Source organism: Syntrophales bacterium, from assembly GCA_023229765.1.
Taxonomy (GTDB): Bacteria; Desulfobacterota; Syntrophia; order Syntrophales; family UBA5619; genus DYTH01.
On the sequence record JALNYO010000019.1, the window covers coordinates 49,589 to 72,255 of the forward strand.

Consider the following 22,667-nt stretch of genomic DNA (forward strand, 5'->3'; position numbering starts at 1 on the left):
GTGAAAATTATGATCCTGACTGTTCATGACTCGTGAACAAATCCTAATCCGGCCCCGCTGCAAGGCGTCTCCGAGTCGGTGCGGAAACGCCGGGAGCGGGGAAAGAGGCGGGACGCCGATACCAATCCCCCCCACGGCAAATTGAGCGCACCTGCCCCGCCCTATCAAGACAACGCCTCGATGATTGCATGTTTCATCTTTTGCCCTGGGTTTTTAGAGCGCCCGGACGGGCGGAACCGACCGGCGCCCTGGAATCCGCGCAGCGGTTTCGAGGGCGAGGGCGCGAACCAGGGAGACGTGTCTCGTCCGGAGCGAAGCGGAGGGCGAGTCACGGCGACCGACATAGAAAATGATCGCCCGCGGCTGCCTGTCTCCGACGCAGGAGGTGACAGGCAGCCAGCGGGCCACCATGGCGCAGGAGAGCGGAGCGTCCGCGTCTTCATGCGGTCGCGGAGCCGACTGCGCAAAAGCCCGCGAACCGGTGCGTCCGAGCGAAGCGAGGTCACTCCGGGAACGGGCAAAGAGAAGAAAACCGGAGGGCCGAGGCAGTCAGCGCGCAGCGTCTGTCTGCCGACGGCCCGGAGCACCACCGGATTGCGGCCGTGAGGAGCGTCCGCGGGTTTATGCGGTCGCGGAGCCGGCCGCAACGCCCGAGAACCGGCAGTCCGAGCGCAGCGAGGTCTGCCGGGACCGGGCAACGGAGAAGTACCAAATGCCGGAGGGGCGGGCCTGTCGCCGCGTGAGCGGTCGTCAGGCCTGCCCCGGAGGCAGGGAGGGAGCCCCACCGGGGCGGACGGGCGCGGGTGCCAAGCGGCCGGAGGGGCGGAGCGCAGCCCGGCCCCGACGGACGATGGCAGCCGCGAGGGAGGGCCGGGGAGAACGGCGCGGCAGGCGGTGCACAAAGCCGGAAGGGAGCGACGCCGCGGCGCGACCCCGGCGACTGCAACGCTGGCCGCCTACCGAACAGATCAGTGGAACGAAGGAGCGGCAAACGGTGAACGGAAAAGCTGAGGACATGCGGCATGGAAAGAAAAACACCGCGCGAGGATGAGCAAGGGCGGTGCCGGACATGGGGCAGCGGAAATGGCCGGCGACGCCCTTGCCCGAGCGCGGAAGGGAGAATGCAGGGGCCGTGACAGGGATGGAGCAGAGGAATGCCCTGGCGCGGCCCCTGCTTCCGCCTGATGGGGTGGCGGGCGGGAATTCCCCCTTGAGGGGGATGACAGGGGGGACAAGGGAAAAGAGCAAGGGGCGTGACGGCCACCCCAGTGGCCGGCGCGAACCTTGCCTACCGACTTAGATCATTACTGGAGCGGTGCCGCTTCTTCCTCTGCAATCAGGCTGCCGATGGAGCGATCGAATGCCGCCTTGGCGATGTGGTAGTTCCATTGTGCTTCAACACGGGCCGCGCCTGCCCGCGCAAGGGCGGCCTGGGTATCCAGAAGTTCGGTGATGGTGCCCGCGCCGGCGGCATAACGCTCCTCCGTCAGTCGCACGCTTTCCTCGGCGTCCTTGACCAGGACAGCGGCGGTCTGAATCTCTTCGTATGATTCCGTGATTTTCGAGCTTGCCGACCACACCTCACGCCGGACATTACGGATCAACCGCTGGACTTCGGCCTCCTCCTTGAGGAGTTCCGCTTTTGTCCTGCCCAGCCGATGCGTCCTTGAGAAACCGGTGAAGATGGGCAATTCGACGACGACGCCCACCGTCCAGTCCTTATCATCGGGGAAGAAATTTTCATCCTGCCTGCCGTACCCCCCTTCAACCCTCACCTTCGGCCCAAAGGCGCTCTTTGCGCCGTCGACCGCATGTTGCGCCATCTCAATCCGTCGCTGGGCCGTGCGGATCTCCGGGCGATTGCGGACGGCCCGGTCATAGGCCTTGGCGAGGTCGGTCTCCGCGAACGATTGAATCGTTTCTCTGCGGATCTCCACGTCGATGGGCATTTCCGCCGAAAGTCCCATGGCGGTGTTGAGATTCCCCCGGGCTATTCGAACCAGATGTTCCGCCCTGACCAGGTTCAGTTTTTCGTCCGCTGCCCGGGCCTGGGCGCGAACAACATCCGCCCGCGGAACGGCGCCGGCCGCCTTGCGCTCTCCGGCAATCCGCAGATGGTCCTTTGCCCTGACCAGGTTCTTCTCGGCGACGGCCAACGCCTCCAACGCCGATATGAAGCCATAATAGGATTGGTGAACGTCGAAGGCAATGTCCTGACGGACCCTGGCCAAATCCCCCTCCGCCAACCCTTGCCCGGAGATGGCCGCCCGCAGTTTTGCCCGTCGCGCTCCGCTGTCGAAAAGGGTATAGCGCGCCTTCAATCCGGCGACCCAGTCGTCCGTGGGACCGATGACGGTCGGCATTCCCGGCCGCGCCACGCCACTCGGCAGAAAGGCATGTCTTTCCCAGCGGCTGTACCCGGCGCTCACGGCCAGTTCCGGATAATAGGTGGCATTGGCCTCCCCTACCCCTTCCTTGGCTGCGGAAACCCCTTCCCGGACGGCCCGTATCGCCGGATTGTTGTCGAGTGCAATCCTCACGCAGGCTTCGAGGGTCAGCGCTTGCCCCATCTCCGTTCCCCGAGAAAGACCCGTGCGGGAAAGAGTCGCGGAATCTGACGCCGTTGCCGTTCCCGCAATATCACCCTTGATTTTCAGTGTCTCCGCCGTTGACAAGCCGGCAGTCTGCCCCAAAGCCGTTCCGGCAAGGATGAGGACAACGCCGATCCACATTCCGGGCCTGAGAAGTCGCGTATACATACCTGTCTCCTTCAATAATCTATCCGAGCGATTTTTTGAACCGTTTCGATGTGAACCAGAGTGTCGCCACCCCGAGGACCGCCAGGGCTGCCATTTGCGGCCAGAGAATCCCCATCCCCACGCCCTTGAGAAAGATGCCGCGGATGATGACCAGAAAATACCTCAGCGGATTGAGGTAGGTCAGCCACTGGATCGGCTCCGGCATGTTGGCGATGGGAAACATGAACCCGGAAAGGAGCACTGCGGGGAAGTAAAAGAGGAAGGCGCTCATCATAGCCTGCTGCTGGGTTTGACTGACCGTTGAAATCAGGAGCCCGGCGCCCAGCGTCGTCATGAGGTAAAGCGTCGTCGCCAGAAAAAGCAGGACCAGGCTTCCTCGGATCGGCACCTCGAACCAAACAATCCCGATCAGCGTGATGATAATGACATCGGCAAAACCGATCAGGGCGAACGGCACCGTTTTCCCGAGGATAAATTCCAGAGGCGTAATCGGGGTCACCATGATCTGTTCCATGGTGCCGATCTCCTTTTCCCGCACGACGGCCATGCTGGTCAGCATCAGGGTAACGAGCATGACAAGGACGGCGATCACCCCCGGTACATAGAAATTCCGGCTTTCCAGGTTTTCATTGAACCAGGCACGGGTTTGCAGGTCGACCCGGCCCGGCTGTTGCCCCGAACCCGCAAGACGGGTCAGCCGGGTGACCAGAATCTGTTCGGAAAACTGTCCGGCGATCTTCGCACCGTAGTTAAGAACGACCCCCGCCGTGTTGGAGTCGGTCCCATCCAGGATCAGTTGAAACCGGGCCGTCCCACCGGTGCGAAGCGCTTCTCCGAAGCCGCGGTTCATCTGCAGGACCGCCTTGACCAGGCCGCGATCCATGAGCTCCCGGATCCGGCTCTCCCGGTCGATGTATTGGGTGATGTCGAAATATCCCGACCGCTCGAAACGGGTCACGAGTTCCCGGCTGGCGACACTGTTGTCGAGGTCATACACGGCGGTACGGATGTGTCTGACATCCGTCGTCACGGCATACCCGAAGACAAGCGCCTGGATAATGGGCATCAGAAAGATGACGCCCTTCATCCGCGGATCCCGAAAGATCTGGATGAATTCCTTGATGAGCATGTGCTTGATCCGTTCGAGCATGACTACACCTGCTTTTTCTTGAATTTCACATGGGCCAGAACCGTCAAGGCGACCCCGAAGAGCGCCAGGAACCCGGCCTCCAGGGCGAGGACCTCCAATCCGACGCCTTTGAGGTAGATGCCCTTGAGCAGGCTCACGAAGTACCGGGCCGGGATCACATAAGTCAGGACCTGGATGACCGCGGGCATGTTCAGGATTTCATACATGAAGCCGGACAGCAGGAACGACGGCAGAAAGGTCAGCACCATCGCCAGCTGGCTCGCCAGGAGTTGGCTCTTGGTGACGATGCTGATCAGCATGCCCATCGACAGCGCCCCTGCCAGGAAGATCGCCGCCATGCCGAAGAGCAGGGCGACATTCCCGCGCAACGGAACCTGGAAGAGAAATTCTCCCACCAGAACGGCGAGGAGTACGTCGAACATCCCGATGATGAAGTAGGGGATGAGCTTGCCGAGGATCAGTTCGGAACCCTTGACGGGCGTCGAGATCAGCTGCTCCATCGTACCCCGTTCCCATTCACGGGCCACCGTCAGGGAGGTGAGGAGCGCGGCGATCACCATCATGATCACGGCGATCAGCCCCGGGATGATGTAGTTTTTCGAAACCATGTCGGCGTTGTACCAGACCCGCGGCCGCATTTCGAGCGGCGTCGCCGGGGCCCGCCCGCCCATTCTCCGAATCTTCTGGACGGCTATATTCTGCGAGTAGGTTTGCGCCGCGACGTCCGCATATCCCGCCGCCATGGTTGCCGTGTTCGAGTCGCTGCCGTCCACGATCAACTGGACGGATGCGCCAGCCCCGGAGGCGATTCGCCCGGCGAAATTCTTCGGAATGATGACGGCAACGAGGGCCCGGCCCGAATCGACGGCTTTTTCCACCTCCCGGTAGTCGTGAAGGTATCCCCGGATGGAAAAATAGCGGGATCCCTGAAAATGGCTGAGGAACTCCCGGCTGGCCGTGGTTTCGCTCTGGTCCCAGACGACCATTGGAACGTTGTCCACGTCGAGCGTGAGCGCGTACCCGAAAAGGACCAGGAGGAGCATCGGAATGGCAATGGCCATGGCGAGGCTTCTCGGATCGCGCAGGATATGGAGAAACTCTTTTCGGGCCACCGCTGCGACGCGCAAAGGCTTCATCCGCGCACCTCCGACTGGGGTTTCTCCGCCCGGTCGCGGGCCTCGATCAGAGAGACAAAAACGTCCTCCAGCGAGGGAACGATCTGTTCGACCCGTTCAACCCTGTAGGCGCGTTCCTCGAGCCTCCTGCCGATGGCTGCGATGGCCGTTGCGGCGTCCTGGACAACGACGTGGAGCCCCTTGCCGAAAAGAGCCACCTCTTTGATGCCGTCGATCCTTTCGATATCCGCCATCGCGTCTTGAGGCCTTTCGCAGAGGACCTCCAGCAGGTCTTCCTTCATGAGTTCCGTCTTGAGCGCTTCGGGGGTTCCGCTGGCGATCAGTTCGCCCCGATAGATCAGTCCCAGCCGGTCGCAGTACTCCGCCTCGTCCATGTAATGGGTCGTGACGAATACGGTGACCCCTCTGGCGGAAAGCTGGTATATCAATTCCCAGAATTTACGCCGGCTGATGGGGTCCACGCCGGAAGTCGGCTCGTCAAGAAAGATGATCGGCGGTTCATGGAGAATGGCGCATCCCAAGGCCAGCCTCTGCTTCCACCCTCCGGACAGGGTGACGGTTTTCGAATGCCGGTGTTCCTTGAGGCCGGCCATCACGATGGCCCACTCCTTTCGCTGAGCCCTTTTCTCTGCGGGGATACGGTAGATCCCGCCGTAGAAATCGATATTCTCCTCGACGGTCAGGTCCTCGTAGAGGGAAAACTTCTGGCTCATGTAGCCGATATGGGATTTGATCTGCTCCGCCTGGGTCAGGATGTCGAAGCCCGCCACCGTGCCCGCGCCGTCGCTGGGGGCGAGGATGCCGCAGAGCATCCGGATCGTGGTCGACTTTCCCGCGCCGTTGGGGCCGAGAAATCCGAAGATCTCTCCCCGCGGGACTTGAAAGCTGACCCGGTTCACCGCGATGAACCCGCCGAAGCGCCGCTCAAGATCCTTGACGGCAACGGCCGTTTCTTGCCCCGGTTCACTCATGGGTCAACCCCTTTTCCTCTTTTGCGCCGACCACCGAGATGAAAACATCCTCCAGACTCGGCTCGACGGCCCTTGCCCCGGCCAGTTTGATCCCGCTCCCGCCAAGGATTTCTGCCGACAGGGCGATGATCGTATCCGGATCGTGAGTCACCACATGAACGCGGCTGCCGAATAGCCCCACGGACCCGGATGGGAACCGGTCCTGAAGCAAAGCCGCGGCCCTGCGGGGCTCGGTCGCGCGGATTTCAACGATCGTTCCCTGCATGAGCGTTTTTAATTCGCCCGGCGTTCCCAGGGCAAGGAGCTTGCCCTTATGGATCAGGCCGACCCGGTTGCACCGTTCTGCCTCGTCCAGATAGGCGGTGGAGACGAAGATCGTGACCTTCTCCCGGAGCAGTTGATAGAGTATCCGCCAGAAGTCGCGGCGTGAAACGGGATCGACCCCGTTGGTCGGCTCGTCCAGAAAGAGCACCTTGGGGATGTGAATCAGGGCGCAGGCCAAACCGAGTTTTTGTTTCATTCCGCCGGAAAGGTTCCCGGCCAGGCGTCTCTTAAAGGGCGTCAGGTTGCTGAAAGCAAGCAGCCGGTCAACCTTCTCTTCCCTTCCTTTTCGCGACACGCCATAGATGTCGGCGTAAAAATCGATGTTCTCCATCACCGAAAGGTCGGGGTAAAGGCCGAACCGCTGGCTCATGTAGCCGATGTCCTCTTTGATGGCCTCGGCGTCCCTTACAGTGTGGTGGCCGGTCACCCAGGCATCCCCCGCTGTGGGATCCACGATGGCGGTCAACAGGCGCATGGTCGTTGTTTTTCCGGCGCCGTCCGGACCGACGAGGCCGAATATCTCCCCCTCCTGGACGGTAAACGTGAGGTCTTCAACAGCCGTCAAGTCGTTAAAGGATTTCGTCAGGGCCTCCGCCCGGATGACCTCCATCGCCTGCCCCGCTCCTATTTCCCCGTCATGATGACGGCATCGGCCGGCATGCCGGCCTTCAATTCCATCGTGGGATTGGCGAAGTCCACTTTCACCCGGTACACCAGTTTGACCCGCTCCTTTTCCGTCTGTACATTCTTGGGGGTAAATTCAGCCTGGGAAGAGATAAAGGAGATTTGGCCTTCATACGCCTTGCCCGGATAGGTGTCGGTGGTTACACGAACCTTCTGACCGATTTTCACCCGTCCCAGGTCGGTCTCGTTGATATAGGCGCGAAGCCATACGTTTTCCAAATCCCCTACGGTCACAATCGGCGTACCCGGGGCAACATACTCCCCCGCCTCGACGTTTTCCGAAAGGACGACCCCGGCAAGGGGGGAAAGCAGCGTCGCATAGCCCAGCCGTGTCGCGGCCATGGCAACCGCCTCTTGACTCTGCTTCAGGCGTGCCCGTGCCTGATCGATGGCCTCGCGTCGAGGTCCTTTCTTGACTAGGGAGTAGCGTTCCCTGACCTCATTCAGGGACGCCCGCGCCTGGTCGATCGCTTCCCGGCGGGGCCCCTCCCGGACAAGCTTCAGGCGCTCCGCATCCTCCTGCAACTTTCCTGCGGCAACTTCATAGGCGGTCCGGGAGGCCTCAAACTCGCGGGCGGATATCACGTCCTTTTCGTAGAGCTGTTTTTGCCGCTCATAATCCGTTTTCAGGCGGTCGCGATCGGCTTGCGCCTTTTCAGCCGCCGCCGTCGCGACGGCCACTTCCTGAGGTCTAGAACCTGCAAGCAGTTCGTCGAGACGGGCCTGGGCCTTCTGAACACCAGCCTCAGCCTGGGCGATTTCCTCGGTTCGCGATCCAGCCTCGAGCTCGGCAAGGAACGCACGTGCGGCCTGCTCTTCCGCCCTTCGAATGGCCACTTCCCGACTCAGTTCAGCCTGATCCAGTAAGGCGACAACCTGCCCCGCCTTGACCCGCTCACCTTCGGAGACCAGACGCTTTTCTACCCGCCCGGGAATCTTGAAACTCACCTCCGCATCGGTGATTTCGATATTGCCCGAAACACGGATTCCATTCGGATCGGTCTGCGCGCGAATTTGAACGAACTTGTAGATCGCGACGGCCGCGATGATGAGCGCCGCAAGCAGAATGATCCGTTTCTTCTTGCTCATTGATGCACCTCCCTCACGACTGACTTCCCTTCCTTCTTGATATGATCCCGCATGGTCGGTGAATACAATAAACGGGGCCAACGGTCCTTGACTCACGTCAAGAGACAAATCATTCGACGGCACTCAGGCAAGCTGACCAACCAGCTTCCTGCCATACTCGACGCAGGATTCCACACTCTGCTGATTCGGGTTCCACAGGCAGCGCAGGCCCTCGTCCACCACCTGAAAACCAGCCGATTCAAGCTGCCCTTTGATCACCTTGACCGATTCGCCGCTCCAGCCGTAACAGCCGAAGGCCGCCGCCTTCTTGTTCTTGAACTTCAATCCCTTCATCTCTTCCAACAGCCCGGCGATCGATGTCAGGACACCACGGTTGATCGTCGGCGAGCCGACCAGGAGGGCGCGGGATTTGAAGATCTCCGTCATGACGTCGTTTCGGTCCGACTTGGCCAGGTTGAAGAGCTTCACGTTGATCCGGGGATCGGCCTCGTGGAGCCCTGCGGCGATGTTCTCCGCCATGACCCGCGTCCCGTTCCACATCGTGTCATAGACAAGGGTGATTTGGTTCTCCTGGTAGCTGTCCGCCCACTTCAGATATTGTTGGACGATTTGCACCGGGTTATCCCGCCAGATCACGCCATGGCTCGTGCAGATGATGTCCACGGGGAGGTTGAAGGCGAGGACTTCCTGGATCTTCTTCGTCACCTGCTCACTGAAGGGGGTCAGGATGTTGGCGTAGTACTTGATGCACTCCGCCATCAGCTCCGCCTGATCGACGAGATCGTTGAACAGCAACTCCGAGGCATAGTGCTGGCCGAAGGCGTCGTTGCTGAAAAGGACATTGTCCCCCGTCAGATAGCAGAACATGGTATCCGGCCAGTGAAGCATCGGGGCCTCGACGAAGATCAGCTCCTTGACCCCCAGGCTGAGTTTATCCCCGGTCTTGACCGGATGGAAGTTCCAGTCTTTGTGGTAATGGCCCTTGAGAGACTTGACGCCGTTTGCCGTGCAGTAGATCGGCACATCCGGAATGCGGCTCATCAGTTCCGGGAGCGCCCCGCTGTGGTCGCTCTCCGCGTGGTTGGCGATAACGTAGTCGATCTTCTTCAGAGCGATCGTCTTTTCGAGGTTCTCGACGTACTCCCCGGCGTAGGGCGCCCAAACCGTGTCAATCAAGGCGACCTTCTCCTCCTCGACCAGGTAGGAGTTATAGGTGGAACCACGGTGGGTCGAATACTCGTCCCCGTGGAACTTCCGAAGCTCCCAGTCGATCTTCCCGATCCAGGAGACGTTGTTTTTGATAGGTCGTTTCATCCGCTTGTCCTCCTTTTGGCGGCTGCTTATCGCCTCTTGGCTATTTCCGGCGGGTCACCGCCACGTTGTAGAACTGGGGCTCCGGCATCCCGTCGATCAATTTTTCCACCTGACCAAAGAGGGCCTGCCGTTCATCGCTCAGGTGCATGGCCATGAAGGTCTCCTGCGATTCGTGCTCGACGACGGCGGCATAATGGCCTGCCTCATCCGTCGCCTTGAGCAGCGTCCGGGAGATGAACCCCGGATGTTTGGCAAAGACCTCGCTGGAGCGCCGGAACCATGCGATGAGTTCTTCTTCTTTCCCCACCTTCAGGGAGGGAAATTGGATTAGATTCACGAAGCGCCCCTCCATCCCCTTTCCTGCGGTCCCGCCCTCTTTGAGGGCATCCGGATGGGGTGTCTTGATCACCAGAAACACCAGCCGTACCGGGGATTCGTTCCTGATGCTCATGGTGGAATTCAGAGGAATGCGCAGGAGATTCCCCGCCTCCAATTTCATCGTCTCCGCGCCGACGGCGAAGGTCCCCTCTCCGGAAATCACCTGGAGGGTCACGTTGGAATTTGCCCGATGCTCGGGGACATTCTGCCCCGGTTCCAGGCAAACCTGGTTGATCAGCAGGAAGGGTTCGTCGATCAGGTTGGTCATCCCCCGCCCCTCCTTCTTGAACGCCTCTTTCTCCTTCAGATTGATCCTCTCCATGTTGTGTACTCCTTTCGTTATGCCCTGCCGTATGGCTCTTGCCGGCGGCATTCCACCGGTTCATGATTCCAGTGTACGAGCAAAGTTCGTCAGGACCTCGGGACCTTCGGACTTCACGACCACGGTGTCCTCGACGCGTACGCCCCAGGGTCCGGTGTAGAGGCCGCAATTCCCCACGGCGATGACCACGTTGGCTTCCAATGGCGGCGGGGCCTTCTCTCCGTGGAAGAAGGCGTGCCCGGGCGGAAGGGGCGCCTCCTCGAATTCGATGCCGACGCCGTGGATCGTCGGGCCGAAGAGGTGCTCGCCGTGCCCCGCGTCGCGGATGATGCCGTGCAGGGTGTCGTCCAGATCCGTCATGCCGACGCCGGTCTTCACCTGGGCGATGGCTCCCTGCTGCGCTTTCAGAAAGAGATCGTAGGCGGTCTGCTGCTCCGTGGTCGGTTTCCCGGCGCAGACGGTCCGGCATATATCGGCGCTGTAGCCGTTCACGATCGGGTGGATGTCGATCATGACCAGGTCGCCTTCCTGAATCCGGCGCTGCGTAGGCAGACCATGGGCGATGTTCGTCCGGGGACCGGAGGAAACGTACGTCCGCCAGAACTCGTCAGCGCCGGCTTGACGCATGGCATATTCCGCCTCTGCTGCAACCTGGCTTTCGGTCAGTCCCGGCTTGAGACACCGGACGGCGGCGGCCATCCCTGCCACGGCAACGTCTGCAGCGGCCCGGATCCTTTCAATCTCGCCGTCCTCCTTGACGATCCTCAACCCGGACAGGATGGGCGTGCAGTCTTTTGCGACCACCTTCTCTGGTTTCCCGTGAGGATGGGTCAGCATGCCCATCATGGAGTGGGTCAGAAAGGTGTATTCCAACCCTACGCTTCCTTCCTGAATCTCGAAATGTTTGAAATGGTGGGCGATGGAATGGATCATCCCCACCTCATCCTCGAAGCCCGTAATGTGGTCAAAACAGGCAAGCCTTTTAACGTCCGCCACGTCCGTGGAGGGGACCCCCAGGGCGACCTTCCCCTCTTTGGTGATCATGGCATAGGCGCACAGGCGTCCGTCACCCGTCAAATAGGCCATGTTCGCCGGTTTGGCCAGGAGCAGAACGTCGAATCCGGCCGCCTTCATCAGCCCGGCGCAGCGCTGAACGCGCTCGGAATAGGGAGAGCAAGTCATTGGAACCTCCTTTCGTTTCTGCGATAGATAAGGCCTTCCCCCATACCGATTGATCAGTGTCCGCCGTGTTTCCCGCCAATGAGGCCGTGCAAATTTTCTACGTAATGTGTGAAAATGACGTAGTCTTTGACGTATTCACGACCTTCCGCTACGGAGTTTTCAGCATGCTTTTTCCTTTCGCTCGTCTCCTTAAAGCGTTCGCGAATGCCCTTGGCCATGGCTTTCGTCAGGACATCAACCAACTTATCCACCGATCCGCTTTCCAAAGCCTTGTCGGCTAAGGCAACAGCAGGGTCTACAGCGACACCGGGCTTCAAACCGGTATAGGGTGCTCCTTCGCCGGCGCGATGAATACGGACGAGCGTTTCGAAAAAGTACGTATCGGCCAATTCCTTGGCCTCGGCACCCTTGACACGAACGGCAAGCGTCTTCTGAAAAGCAGTCAGGATCTCCTTTTCATCTTTTGGCTGCACCCATTTAAGCAAGGGAGTCACATCGCCTTTTTCAAACGCCATTCTTGCCGTTTGCACAACCGGGCCGTCAAGTGTGTCGCAGTGAGCATAAGTCACGGCGGGCAGACAGAAAAAGAGGGAAACAAACAACGCGGACAATACGATGAAACAGGGACTCATTTTGACACCTTTCATGGTTCTTTCTCCTTTGGTTTCTGTTGTGATTTTAAAATCGTTTGAAAGAAAGGTCCTACAAGACGACGCGCCGCACCGAAGGTCTTTCTATTCTTGTCTGCCACAGCCAAACTATTTCGTCGTGATACACCTTTCCAAATTCTTCCAGAGCTTCATCCCCTGATCAACCGGCGAAAATGAAAAGCCATTCAGAGACCATTTCAGAGCCGTGACTTGGATCAGGCCGACAATCGTCAGCGCCAATGCTTGCGGCTCCATATTTTGCTTGATTATCCCTGCGTCTTGCCCCTCCCGAATGAGCGAAGAAATTTCTTGGGTATAAGAATTTATGACTCTTAGTAATTTCTCCTTTAATGGCACATTGGTAATGTGCATCTCCTCGGAAAACACAAGCCTTGGGATTCCCTTGTTATTTTGTGTGTATTCGAGATGACGTCTGACAAGTCTTGTCAGTTTCAGGAGGGGGTCTTCAGGGGCCGCGCCGCGCACCGCCCTAAGATTCTGAAGAAGATCAGCGCCGATCTTAGCCACGACGCTGTTGAGAATTTCGTTCTTGTTTTGAAAGTGCCTGTAGAGATTGGCGCCGGATATCCCGACACGCCCTGCTATGGCCGAAGTCGTGAGCCCCTTTACACCATCGCCGGCAATGATATCGAGGGCGGCTTGCGTGATCTGCGCCCGCCTGACTTCAGTGTCAACTTTCGAACATCCTTTCAGCATATCCATCACCCATCATTAATGTGAAAGCACATTTACATTTTAGGGCATGAACCGCAGCGTGTCAATCCCGAATTTGTGCATTGTCGTTTATACGAAGTTATCTACCCCGCTGCAAGGCGTCCCCGAGTCTCTGCGGAAACGACAGGAGCAGGGAAAGAGGCGGGACGCCTATACCAGTAGCCCCCCATTGGAATGCTGATCGCCGGTAACCTACCCTATCAGAACCACCCTCGCCGATCTCGGGTTTCATCTCTTGATCTTGGTTTTCCGAGCGCCCGACCGGACGGTCCCGACCGGAGGGAGAGGCCGTCCGGCGCCCTGGAATCCGCGTGAGCGGTTTCGAGGGCGAGGGTGCGAAAAGGGAGACGTGTCTCGTCCGGAGCGAAGCGGAGGGCGAGTCACAGCGACCGAAAAGAAACTAGTCGCCCGTAGCCGCCTGTCTCCGACGAAGGAGGTGACAGGCGGCTGCGGGCCACCATCGCGCAGGAGAGCGGAGCGTCCGCAGGGTTTCGCGGTCGCGGAGCCGACTGCGCAACAGCCCGCGAACCGGGGCGTCCGCGCGAAGCGAGGTCGCTCCGCGAGCGGGCAAAGAACAGAAAACCGGAGGGCCAAGGCAGTCAGCGCGAAGCGTCTGTCTGCCGACGGCCCGGAGCACCAAACAAAAGCGGCTGAGCGGAGCGTCCGCGGGTTTATGCGGTCGCGGAGCCGGCCGCAACGCCCGAGGACCGGCAGTCTGAGCGCAGCGAAGTCTGCCGGGACCGGGCAAAAGAAAAGTACAAAATGCCGGAGGGGCGGGCCTGTCGCCGCGCAGCGGTCGTCAGGCCCGCCCCGGAGGCAGGGAGGGAGCCCCTCTGGGGCGGACGGGCGCGGATGCCAAGCGGCCGGAGGGGCAGAGCGCAGCCCGGCCCCGACGGACGATGGCACCCGCGAGGGAGGGCGGGGGAAAACGGCGCGGCTGGCGGTGCACCAAGCCGGAAGGAAGCGACGCCGCGGCGCGACCCCGGCGACTGCAACGCCGGACGCCTACCCCACAGGTCTTTGAAACGAGCACGCAGAACAAGCCGATTAGGTTACGCACAAAGCATGCGGCCGGGAAATAAAACACCGCGCGAGGATGAGCAAGGGCGGTGCCGGTCCCTGGGGCAGCGGAAAGGGCCGGCGACGCCCTTGCCCGAGCGCGGAAGGGAGAATGCAGGGGCCGTGACAGGGCTGGAGCAGAGGAATGCCCTGGCGCGGCCCCTGCTTCCGCCTGATGGGGTGGCGGGCGGGAACTCCCCTATTCAACTCCCCTTCTTCTCCCTCGGATTGCCGTTCATGAGAAACACGACCGGAGGCCTCAGTCGCCTTCAGCCACTGACACCCGGCGGTTCTGACCCAACGGGATCGAATATCAGGCGACAAGATGATTTTTTAGACGTAAACGAGGAAAAGGTGTATAATGATTCGTAGCTTCAATGCATAAAGTCGTATGTGCAGGGAGCAAGGAGGGACCTATGAAGACCTACGAGAAAATTGAGATGAATCCGCAGATCATGTTCGGGAAACCGGTCATCAAAAACACGCGGATCACCGTAGAGCAGATTCTCCGGAAGCTGTCCGGCGGGATGACCATCGAGGAGATCATCAAGGATCATCCCCATCTGACCCCGGAAGATATCTATTCCGCTCAGGCCTTTGCCGCCGATTATCTGGCCGACGAACAGATCGCTTTTGGATAACGGGTGAATCCGTGAAATTTCTTGCCGATGAGTGCTGCGACGCGGGTATCGTGGCCAGTCTCCGGACTGCCGGCCACGATGTCTTCTACGTGTCCGAACAGCATGCAGGCATCTCCGATGATGAAGTCCTGCAAACCGCCTTTCGCGAAGGTCGCATCCTGCTGACGGAGGACAAGGATTTCGGGGAGCTCGTTTACCGTCTGAAGAAACCCGCCTATGGCATGATTCTGATCCGCATCGACGTCCGGGACAGACACCGAAAATGGCCGCGCGTGGAAGCGCTGATCGCTAAGCATCAAGATCGATTGCCTGGACATTTCGTGGTGGTCGATCTGAACAAATATCGTTTCCGCCCGCTGATCTTCAACCAGTCCCTTCGATAGCCTCAAATAATTCTTGTGTGATTCGCGAATCGCGAATATAAGAGAGCCATGATTCTTAAACCCCAAGACATCTATATCCTTTTGAAGCTTGTTGCCATGGGTGAAAGCCAGTGGTCCTATGCCTCCGTGGCCGGCGATCTGTTCATGAGCGCCTCCGAGGTCCATGCAGGCATCAAACGGGCCATCGCCGCTCGTCTGATGGCGGCGCAAGGAGGACAGCCCCTGAAGAAATCCCTGGAGGAGTTCCTCATTCATGGCGTCAAGTACGCCTTCCCGCCTGACCACGGCGGACTGACCCGGGGCGTGCCCACGGGGTATGCAGCGCCGCCGCTCAAGGACATCATTACCCAGCCGAACGAACCGCCCCCTGTCTGGCCGGATCCGGAGGGCGACACCCGCGGCTATGAGTTTTCGCCCCTGTACAAGACGGTACCCAAGGCTGCCATAAAAGACGCAAAACTCTATGAACTGCTGGCGATCGTGGACGCCATCCGCGATGGAAGAGCGCGGGAAAGGGATATCGCCATCAAGGAACTCAAGGCACGGTTGGGATCAGGATGATCAAATACCAGGGACACCATAGGGGCAGCCAAACGACGCCATGAGTGAAACCGGAGCCACCGACACCACCACCGCCTTCATCGCCCGCTGGGAACCCTCAGGCGGAAAAGAGCTGGCGAACTACCAGTCCTTCCTGATCGAACTGTGCTCCCTCTTGGGCGTCGCGCCGCCGGACCCGACCACGGCCGACGACCGGCACAACGCTTATGTCTTCGAGCGCTCCGTCCCCTTTCTCCACAGCGACATCGGCAGCGGCACCGGCCGGATCGACCTCTACAAACGCGGCTGCTTCGTCCTGGAGACCAAGCAGGGCGTCGACCGCCATATTGAAACCGATCCGTACCTGAAATCCGACACGCAGACGCGCAAAGGCCATGCCGTGCGCGGCACAGGCGGCTGGGACGCGGCCATGTACCGGGCCAAGGAACAGGCCGAGGGATACGCCCGCAGCCTCTCGCCCGAAGAGGGCCGCCCTCCCTTTCTGGTGGTCGTGGACGTCGGGCACTGCATCGAGCTATACAGTGAATTCTCCTGCACCGGCGGCATCTACCGTCCCTTCCCGGACTCCGTGTCCCACCGCATTCCCCTGAGGAAGCTGGCGGACGCCGGGATCCGCGACTGCCTCCGCCGCGTCTGGACCGATCCCCTCAGCCTGGATCCCTCCCGTCGTCACGCCAAGGTGACCCGGGAGTTGGCCGTGAAGCTCGCTGACCTGGCCAAGTCCCTTGAGTTCACCGGGCATACGTCGGAGCGGGTCGGCGAATTTCTGATGCGCTGCCTCTTCACTTTCTTTGCCGAAGACATCGGGCTCATCCCGGAGAAGAGCTTCTCCACCTTGATCGAAGGGCTGCGCGGGAACACGGAGCTTTTCCCCGACACCGTCGAGGACGTCTGGGAGGCCATGCGCGACGGGTCGAAATCGGTCGCCCTCCGCCGGCAGCTCCTCCATTTCAACGGCGGTCTCTTTGAAAAGGCCGAGGCCCTGCCGCTGAACGATCTCCAGCTCGAACTCCTGATCGAAGCGGGCAAGGCGGACTGGCGCCACGTGGAGCCAGCCATCTTCGGCACGCTGCTGGAGCGCGCCTTGAATCCCCTGGACCGGCACAAGCTCGGCGCCCACTACACCCCCCGCGAATACGTGGAGCGGCTGGTCCTTCCCGCGGTCATCGAACCGCTGACCGCCGAATGGGAGGCCGTGAAGGCCAAGGCCGTGGCTCATCTCCGCAAGGACCGCGTGGCAGCGGCCAAGAAGCTGCTCAAGGGCTTTCATCACCGCCTCTGCACCGTCCGGATTCTGGATCCGGCCTGCGGAAGCGGCAACTTCCTCTACGTCGCCTTCGAGCACCTGAAAAGGCTGGAGGGGGAAGTGCTCACCTTCCTGGCCGATCTTGGCGAACAGCATCGGTTGGAGCTGGAGGGCGTCACCGTGGACCCCCATCAGCTACTGGGTCTCGAAGTGAATCCCCGGGCCGCAGTCATCACGGACATGGTGCTCTGGATCGGCTACCTCCAATGGCATTTCCGCACCCACGGCAACGTCATGCCCCCGACGCCGGTGATCCGAAAATTCCGCAACGTGGAGTGCCGCGACGCCGTGCTGGCCTGGGACTCCACAGAGCCCCTGACGGACGGCGACGGGAATCCCGTCACCCGCTGGGATGGCGTGACGGTCAAGACCCACCCCGTCACCGGCGAGGAAATTCCCGACGAGACCGCCCGGATTCCCTTCTTGCGCTACACCAATCCCCGGCCGGCCGCCTGGCCGGAGACGGACTATGTGGTCGGAAATCCGCCCTTCATCGGCAACTGGCGCATGCGGCAGGCCCTGGGAGACGGCTATGCCGAGGCCCTGCGCCGCACCTATCCCGACGTATCCGAAAGCGCCGATTACGTCATGTATTGGTGGCATTTGGCCGGAGCATTGGCTCGGGCAGAGAAGATCCAGGCTTTCGGCTTCATCACCACCAACAGTCTGCCCATGATCAACAACCGCAAGATCTTGCAGCATCATTTGACTGCGGAGCCGCCCCTTTCCGTAGTCTTTGCTGTGCCCGATCATCCCTGGGTAGATAGCGCCGATGGCGCGGCAGTCCGGATCGCCATGACCGTGGGCCGCCGGGGCGACCTCACTGGCCACCTCTGCCGGGTGCTCTCCGAGGCGCCGGGCGGCAACGAAGGAATGAAGGTCACCCTGTCCGAGGAGACGGGAAAGATCCTTCCCGACCTCACCATCGGCGCGGACGTGGCCGGGGCTCAACCGCTACGAGCCGGTCTTGGACTGAGCTGTCCCGGTGTCAAACTTCATGGCTCTGGCTTCATCGTGACCCCGGAGGAGGCAAAAGCCCTGGGGTTGGGCCGCACCGAAGGACTGGAGAGATATATCCGACCCTACCGCAACGGCCGCGACCTGGCCCAGTCCCCCCGCGGCGTTTTGGTGATCGATCTTTTCGGCCTGGCCATCGAGGAGGTCAAGTGCCGGTTTCCCGAGGTCTACCAGTGGGTCCTGGAGCGGGTCAAGCCGGAGCGGGACGCAAAGGGCTACAGCAAAGACGGAGCAGGCTATGCAAAACTCTGGTGGCTCTTCGGCAAACCACGACAAGAACTGCGCAAGGCCCTTGCCGGCCTTCCTCGCTACATCGCCACCGCGGAGACGACCAAACACCGGGTCTTCGTATTTCTCGATCAGGAGATCCTTCCGGACAACAAACTGGTCGCTATCGCCAGCGACGACGCTTATCACCTGGGCGTTCTCTCCAGCCGGATACATGTCGTCTGGGCCCTGGCGGCCGGCGGCCATCTAGGCGTCGGCAATGATCCGGTGTACAGCAAAACCCGCTGCTTCGAACCCTTTCCCTTTCCGGCCCGCGACGAGGCCCAAACTGCACTCATCCGTCAACGTGCCGAGTCTCTGGACGCCCACCGCCGACGGCAGCAGTCCCTGCACCCCGGCCTGGGTCTGACGGACATGTACAATGTTCTGGAGAAACTGCGCGCGGGTAAAGCGCTCGCCCCCAAGGAGCGTACCATCCACGACCAGGGTCTGGTGGGGGTCCTGAAACAGCTTCATGACGATCTGGACGCCGTGATCTTTAGCGCCTACGGCTGGCCCGCGACCCTGACGGATCAGGAGATCCTGGAGCGCCTCACGGCCCTGAACCGGGAACGGACCCAGGAAGAGAAGGAGGGCTGCGTCCGCTGGCTGCGTCCGGCGTTTCAGAATCCCTACGGCACAGCGACTGAGGTCCAGACGGAGATCGCGCTGGTCAGGGAAGAGACGCTCCCGCTGGCAGCGCCCCTGCCCAAAGACCATACGACCCAGCTCCAGGCCGTCCGGCTGGCCCTATCCGCTTGCCAGGGGCCCGTCAGCGCCGGCGAGGTGGCGGCCCGCTTCTTGAAGGCGCGCACCGCCAAAGTGTCAGCGCTCCTCGATGATCTGGTGAAGCTGGGCCTGGCCAAGAAGGAGGGGGAGAGGTATCTCGCGTGACCCCGGTCATGCCAGAACCGTGCAATCCCTACCTGCTACCGGGCGGTCGCGTTTGCTATTTTCCCATGATAAGGCTATCATTTCACGAAAGGAGGTGAAAGGGATGACCTCGAAAACAGAGGAACTTTCAAAGAGGATTGAGGAATTGCCGGATACGGAGAAGGCGATGCTCGTCGATATTATCCTGGCAAAACTGGACAAGCCGGATGCGGATCTGGAAAAGCTCTGGGCGGACGAGGCGACCAGGCGATGGACTGCATACAAAGACGGCCGTCTCAAAACGCTGCCCTATGACGAGGTAATGGCGAGGTATCGAAACCGATGAAGGTGCGTTTCCTGGAATTGGCGCGATTCGAATTGGATGACGCCTTTGCCTGGTATGAGGAACAGATGCCGGGGCTTGGCCGGGAATTGCTGCAGGAGGTAGACCGTTCAATCCATCGCGCGACCCGCTGGCCCCTGTCGGGCAAAGTAATCGCTTCGGAGTTGCGGCGTTGCCTGGTCAAGCGGTTTCCCTATGGGATCATTTACGGGATCGAAGAAGATACGCTGGTCGTCGTCTCCATTGCCCATCTGCATCGGAGGCCCTATTACTGGATCGAGCGTTGGGAAAAGGCCGCAAAAGGCGAATGATTCCACTTTGTTCGACTTTTCCTTGCTGCGGGTAGCGGGCGAGGCCCTGGAACGGATGGCACGGCAAGACGATAAAGGAATCTGAGCAGCCGGTCCGGCGCGCAGACAACCGCGTGACCGGCTTGATGAAGATCAGGAGACGGCGACCGTCTCCCCTTTGCGTCTTGCGCTTTCAATGATGGCGCTGACGTCGTCATCCAGCCACCGATGCTCGCCACACGGGACAGGTTCACTGCGATTGTTCGTTCGCGCCGCAAGTCGCCACAGCACCACTGTAGGTTGATATCTTCGCGGCTGCGCCGGTCGTCAAACCTGGGTGAGACAACGAGCAGATCGATGCCGCTCCAGGGATCTCCATTCCCGGCCACCTGGGAACCCGAGCCGAGGGAAGGCAGCATGACCTTGCTCGATGAACAGAGGCGCCATTGTGAACCCGGATCTTGAGAAGCGGCTCAGGACCGTTTATCCCACCGGCCGATTGGAAAAACCGGACAGGAGAAGACTTCGTTGCAAGGCATTCGAAACGGCCGTTTACGGTGCTGTCCGGGAAATTGCGGCCGCCACGTCGGCAGCCTACGATGAATTCCCCGGGTGTTGGTGGGAGATCAGCCGCATCCTTGAGTTTGACTTTACCTTGCCGGGACCCAGGCAAGAGGATTGGGAGCGCCGTTTCGACGATGCCAGGAGAATTGCCTGGCTCAAGGAAAACGATCGCGTTTATGCTGTTCTGAACCTGAAGGTCAGCAAGGTTTACCCGGCCTACTCATTCTGTTTCGCGACCTGGCGGTTGGTCGGCCGGAAGGAAATCGACTGTGACACCTGTTACGGCCTCCCTGGTCCGAGCTGGGCACCCTTTTTCCAAGAGCTGATTGCCCGCTTCAAGCATGTGGGGCTTGTCCAGCTCAAGGAAGGCGAGCGTGAAGAAAAGGTCCCTTTTGTTCGCTGCGAAAAGTGGGATCAGGACGGTGACGAAGACGGGACGATTCTTGTCCCGGTAACAGTGCACCAATGCCTTTTCGAAGAGATCTGATAAGCTATCCCTCCGCAATGCCCCTCCGGTAAAGAAACGTCGGCAGAGCAGAGATCATGCCGACGTTCTTGTACCATGTCCCAATGGGACTGCGCGACTATGAACTATCGCCGCCACTCAGAGGCGTAGGCGGTATCATCCAGGCCCGCTGGGTCCTTGGCGACCGCAGGATCTCTGCGATCCGACCCCGCTTCAAGGCGTCTCCGAGTCGGCGCGGAAACGCCGGGAGCGGGGAAAGAGGCGGAACGCCGATACAGGCACCCCAATGGCTGGCCAAATGCTCCCAGCCTTCCTTCTCAACCACTTCCTCGCTGATCGTGGAACCTGTCTTTTAACCTGGTTTTGGAATGAGCGCCCGACTGAACAGACCCGACCGCAGGGCGGGACCGTCCGGCGCCCTGGAATCCGCGTCAGCGGTTTCGAGGGCGAGGGCGCGAACCCGGTCACCGTGTCTCGTCCGGAGCGAAGCGGAGGGCGAGTCACGGTGACCGAAAAGAAACTGATCGCCCGCGGCCGCCTGTCTCCGACGAAGGAGGTGACAGGCGGCAGGCGGGCCACCTTGGCGCAGGAGAGCGGAGCGTCCGCGGGGTATCGCGGTCGCGGAGCCGACTGCGCAACAGCCCGCGAACCGGTGCGTCCGAACGAAGCGAGGTCGCCCCGGGAGCGGGCAAAGAGCAGAAAACCGGAGGGCCTAGGCAGTCTGCGCGAAGCGCCTGTCTGCCGACGGCCCGGAGCACCAAACAAAAGCGGCCGAGCGGAGCGTCCGCGGGTTTATGCGGTCGCGGAGCCGGCCGTAACGCCCGGGGACCGGCAGTCTGAGCGTAGCGAAGTCTGCCGGGACCGGGCAAAAGAAAAGTACAAAATGCCTCCGGGGCGGGCCTGTCGCCGCGCAGCGGTCGTCAGGCCTGCCCCGGAGGCAGGGAGGGAGCCCCGCCGGGGCGGACGGGCGCGGATGCCAAGCGGCCGGAGGGGCGGAGCGCAGCCCGGCCCCGACGGACGATGGCAGCCGCGAGGGAGGGCCGGGGAGAACGGAGCGGCAGGCGGTGCACAAAGCCGGAAGGGAGCGACGCCGCGGCGCGACCCCGGCGACTGCAACGCCGCCGCCTACCGAACAGATCAGTGAAACGATGGAGCGGCAGGCAACGAGCAGGAAAGCTGCTGACTTGCGGCCTGGAAAGAAAATTGTTAATGATCGGTGCTATAGAGCCAAACCGTGATCGCCGTAATCGAGCCACTTCATGATCGTCGTAATGAGGCCACTTGGTGATCGGCGCAATGGAGCCAGTTGCTGATCGCCGTAATCGAGCCATCCAAACGGCGGGGAATCGGATTCAAAAGGATCTCGGACCATGTGATCAACCTCAGTATACTCCCGGCAAACGAAGCAGACCGGGAGGAGCTGACATGAGCAACAGGAGGTTCGAGATGTTCCATTATCGTCAAGTGATTCATAGGATGCGCATGGGTCAGAGTGATCGAGCCATCGCCCAGACGAAACTGATCGGCCGGACAAAGTGCGCCGAGATCAGAGTGATTGCCGAGAGAAACGGTTGGCTTTCCCCGGGTCTTCTTCCCGAGGATGAGGCATTGGCAGAGGCCTTCGATAAAACGCCTGATCATAATCCAACCCATCAATCGGAGAGCCTGCCGTACGAGCAGCAGATACGGCAATGGTTCAAGGATGGCGTTTGCGGCACCACCATTCATCAGGCCCTGCGGGAGCAGTTCGGTTTTACCGGGAGCTATTCCTCGATCCGGCGGATGCTGCAAAAGCTCCGGGCATCTCAGCCGGTAGCCACCTGCATTCTGGATTTTGCACCCGGTGAGGCGGCGCAGGTCGACTTCGGCAAAGGCCCCGACATCACCGACGCCTTCACCGGTGAGATGATCAAGACCTGGATCTTCGTAATGACGCTCTGTTTCAGCCGTCACCTTTATGCGGAGGTGGTCAGAGATCAGAAGGTATCCACCTGGCTTGCCTGCCACCGGCGCGCCTTCGAATTTTTCGGCGGCGTTCCCGGTAAGATGATCATCGATTATGTGCCACGGAACATAACCTATTTTATGTGGCCAACCGGATTATGTGGTCTTACGCCCTCATTGTCCGCATTGGAGACACATTGCATCGTTTTATGGTAACATAATTTTTCGGTACTCGGTATAGACTCTCTCCATCAAATAT

General features: G+C 60.4%; 23 protein-coding genes. 12 read left to right on the forward strand and 11 right to left on the reverse strand.

Annotation, left to right across the window (positions count from 1 at the left end; translation table 11 throughout):
* Nucleotides 1–78: 78 nt before the first annotated feature.
* Nucleotides 79–606: a hypothetical protein gene (locus M0P74_11250; GenBank protein ID MCK9364156.1), complete on the forward strand. Its 528-nt coding sequence runs from the start codon at nucleotides 79–81 to the stop codon at nucleotides 604–606.
* A gap of 133 nt (nucleotides 607–739) precedes the next feature.
* Nucleotides 740–1,051: a hypothetical protein gene (locus tag M0P74_11255; GenBank protein ID MCK9364157.1), complete on the forward strand. Its 312-nt coding sequence runs from the start codon at nucleotides 740–742 to the stop codon at nucleotides 1,049–1,051.
* A gap of 253 nt (nucleotides 1,052–1,304) precedes the next feature.
* Here M0P74_11255 and M0P74_11260 read toward each other — a convergent pair whose 3' ends face one another.
* The 11 genes from M0P74_11260 to M0P74_11310 form a co-directional block, all read right to left on the reverse strand.
* Nucleotides 1,305–2,759: a TolC family protein gene (locus M0P74_11260; GenBank protein ID MCK9364158.1), complete on the reverse strand. Its 1,455-nt coding sequence runs from the start codon at nucleotides 2,757–2,759 to the stop codon at nucleotides 1,305–1,307.
* Between the two features lie 19 nt (nucleotides 2,760–2,778).
* A complete protein-coding gene (locus tag M0P74_11265; protein ID MCK9364159.1) occupies nucleotides 2,779–3,909 on the reverse strand; it encodes an ABC transporter permease in 1,131 nt (376 codons plus the stop codon).
* A gap of 2 nt (nucleotides 3,910–3,911) precedes the next feature.
* Nucleotides 3,912–5,045 (reverse strand): ABC transporter permease, encoded by a 1,134-nt coding sequence (locus M0P74_11270; protein ID MCK9364160.1) that lies wholly within the window; start codon nucleotides 5,043–5,045, stop codon nucleotides 3,912–3,914.
* Nucleotides 5,042–6,016: an ABC transporter ATP-binding protein gene (locus M0P74_11275; GenBank protein MCK9364161.1), complete on the reverse strand. Its 975-nt coding sequence runs from the start codon at nucleotides 6,014–6,016 to the stop codon at nucleotides 5,042–5,044. Before M0P74_11275 ends, M0P74_11270 begins: the two co-directional genes overlap by 4 nt.
* Nucleotides 6,009–6,950 (reverse strand): ABC transporter ATP-binding protein, encoded by a 942-nt coding sequence (locus tag M0P74_11280; GenBank protein ID MCK9364162.1) that lies wholly within the window; start codon nucleotides 6,948–6,950, stop codon nucleotides 6,009–6,011. The genes M0P74_11275 and M0P74_11280 overlap by 8 nt, the downstream gene beginning before the upstream one ends.
* Before the next feature lie 14 nt (nucleotides 6,951–6,964).
* The gene (locus M0P74_11285) at nucleotides 6,965–8,113 is read right to left on the reverse strand and encodes an efflux RND transporter periplasmic adaptor subunit (GenBank protein MCK9364163.1); all 1,149 of its coding nucleotides are present in this window, start codon (nucleotides 8,111–8,113) and stop codon (nucleotides 6,965–6,967) included.
* Between the two features lie 123 nt (nucleotides 8,114–8,236).
* The gene (locus tag M0P74_11290) at nucleotides 8,237–9,427 is read right to left on the reverse strand and encodes an anaerobic nitric oxide reductase flavorubredoxin (protein ID MCK9364164.1); all 1,191 of its coding nucleotides are present in this window, start codon (nucleotides 9,425–9,427) and stop codon (nucleotides 8,237–8,239) included.
* A gap of 40 nt (nucleotides 9,428–9,467) precedes the next feature.
* Nucleotides 9,468–10,127 (reverse strand): cupin domain-containing protein, encoded by a 660-nt coding sequence (locus M0P74_11295; protein MCK9364165.1) that lies wholly within the window; start codon nucleotides 10,125–10,127, stop codon nucleotides 9,468–9,470.
* Between the two features lie 60 nt (nucleotides 10,128–10,187).
* On the reverse strand, nucleotides 10,188–11,309 hold the full coding sequence (locus M0P74_11300; protein MCK9364166.1) for a Xaa-Pro peptidase family protein: 1,122 nt from the start codon (nucleotides 11,307–11,309) through the stop codon (nucleotides 10,188–10,190).
* A 53-nt stretch (nucleotides 11,310–11,362) separates the two neighbouring features.
* Entirely contained in the window at nucleotides 11,363–11,956 is a 594-nt protein-coding gene (locus M0P74_11305) for a DUF6448 family protein (GenBank protein MCK9364167.1), read from the reverse strand.
* A gap of 111 nt (nucleotides 11,957–12,067) precedes the next feature.
* Entirely contained in the window at nucleotides 12,068–12,682 is a 615-nt protein-coding gene (locus tag M0P74_11310) for a TetR/AcrR family transcriptional regulator (protein ID MCK9364168.1), read from the reverse strand.
* 1,487 nt (nucleotides 12,683–14,169) lie between these two features.
* Here M0P74_11310 and M0P74_11315 point away from each other — a divergent pair.
* The 10 genes from M0P74_11315 (at nucleotide 14,170) to M0P74_11360 (ending at nucleotide 22,624) form a co-directional block, all read left to right on the forward strand.
* The gene (locus M0P74_11315; GenBank protein MCK9364169.1) at nucleotides 14,170–14,394 is read left to right on the forward strand and encodes a DUF433 domain-containing protein; all 225 of its coding nucleotides are present in this window, start codon (nucleotides 14,170–14,172) and stop codon (nucleotides 14,392–14,394) included.
* Nucleotides 14,395–14,405: 11 nt separating this feature from the next.
* Nucleotides 14,406–14,777 carry a DUF5615 family PIN-like protein gene (locus tag M0P74_11320; GenBank protein MCK9364170.1) on the forward strand — a complete coding sequence of 124 codons (372 nt, stop codon included), beginning with the start codon at nucleotides 14,406–14,408 and terminating at the stop codon, nucleotides 14,775–14,777.
* A 48-nt stretch (nucleotides 14,778–14,825) separates the two neighbouring features.
* Complete coding sequence (locus tag M0P74_11325; GenBank protein MCK9364171.1) at nucleotides 14,826–15,338, forward strand: hypothetical protein; 513 nt, start codon at nucleotides 14,826–14,828, stop codon at nucleotides 15,336–15,338.
* Between the two features lie 40 nt (nucleotides 15,339–15,378).
* Nucleotides 15,379–18,822, forward strand: coding sequence for a hypothetical protein (locus M0P74_11330; GenBank protein ID MCK9364172.1), 3,444 nt, complete (start codon nucleotides 15,379–15,381; stop codon nucleotides 18,820–18,822).
* Nucleotides 18,823–18,925: 103 nt separating this feature from the next.
* Nucleotides 18,926–19,147 (forward strand): addiction module protein, encoded by a 222-nt coding sequence (locus M0P74_11335; GenBank protein MCK9364173.1) that lies wholly within the window; start codon nucleotides 18,926–18,928, stop codon nucleotides 19,145–19,147.
* Nucleotides 19,144–19,455: a type II toxin-antitoxin system RelE/ParE family toxin gene (locus M0P74_11340; GenBank protein ID MCK9364174.1), complete on the forward strand. Its 312-nt coding sequence runs from the start codon at nucleotides 19,144–19,146 to the stop codon at nucleotides 19,453–19,455. The genes M0P74_11335 and M0P74_11340 overlap by 4 nt, the downstream gene beginning before the upstream one ends.
* Before the next feature lie 427 nt (nucleotides 19,456–19,882).
* Nucleotides 19,883–20,485, forward strand: coding sequence for a hypothetical protein (locus M0P74_11345; GenBank protein MCK9364175.1), 603 nt, complete (start codon nucleotides 19,883–19,885; stop codon nucleotides 20,483–20,485).
* Between the two features lie 56 nt (nucleotides 20,486–20,541).
* The gene (locus M0P74_11350) at nucleotides 20,542–20,820 is read left to right on the forward strand and encodes a hypothetical protein (GenBank protein MCK9364176.1); all 279 of its coding nucleotides are present in this window, start codon (nucleotides 20,542–20,544) and stop codon (nucleotides 20,818–20,820) included.
* A 149-nt stretch (nucleotides 20,821–20,969) separates the two neighbouring features.
* The gene (locus tag M0P74_11355) at nucleotides 20,970–21,608 is read left to right on the forward strand and encodes a hypothetical protein (protein ID MCK9364177.1); all 639 of its coding nucleotides are present in this window, start codon (nucleotides 20,970–20,972) and stop codon (nucleotides 21,606–21,608) included.
* 281 nt (nucleotides 21,609–21,889) lie between these two features.
* Nucleotides 21,890–22,624, forward strand: a complete 735-nt coding sequence (locus tag M0P74_11360; GenBank protein ID MCK9364178.1) for a DDE-type integrase/transposase/recombinase — start codon at nucleotides 21,890–21,892, stop codon at nucleotides 22,622–22,624.
* Nucleotides 22,625–22,667: the final 43 nt, after the last annotated feature.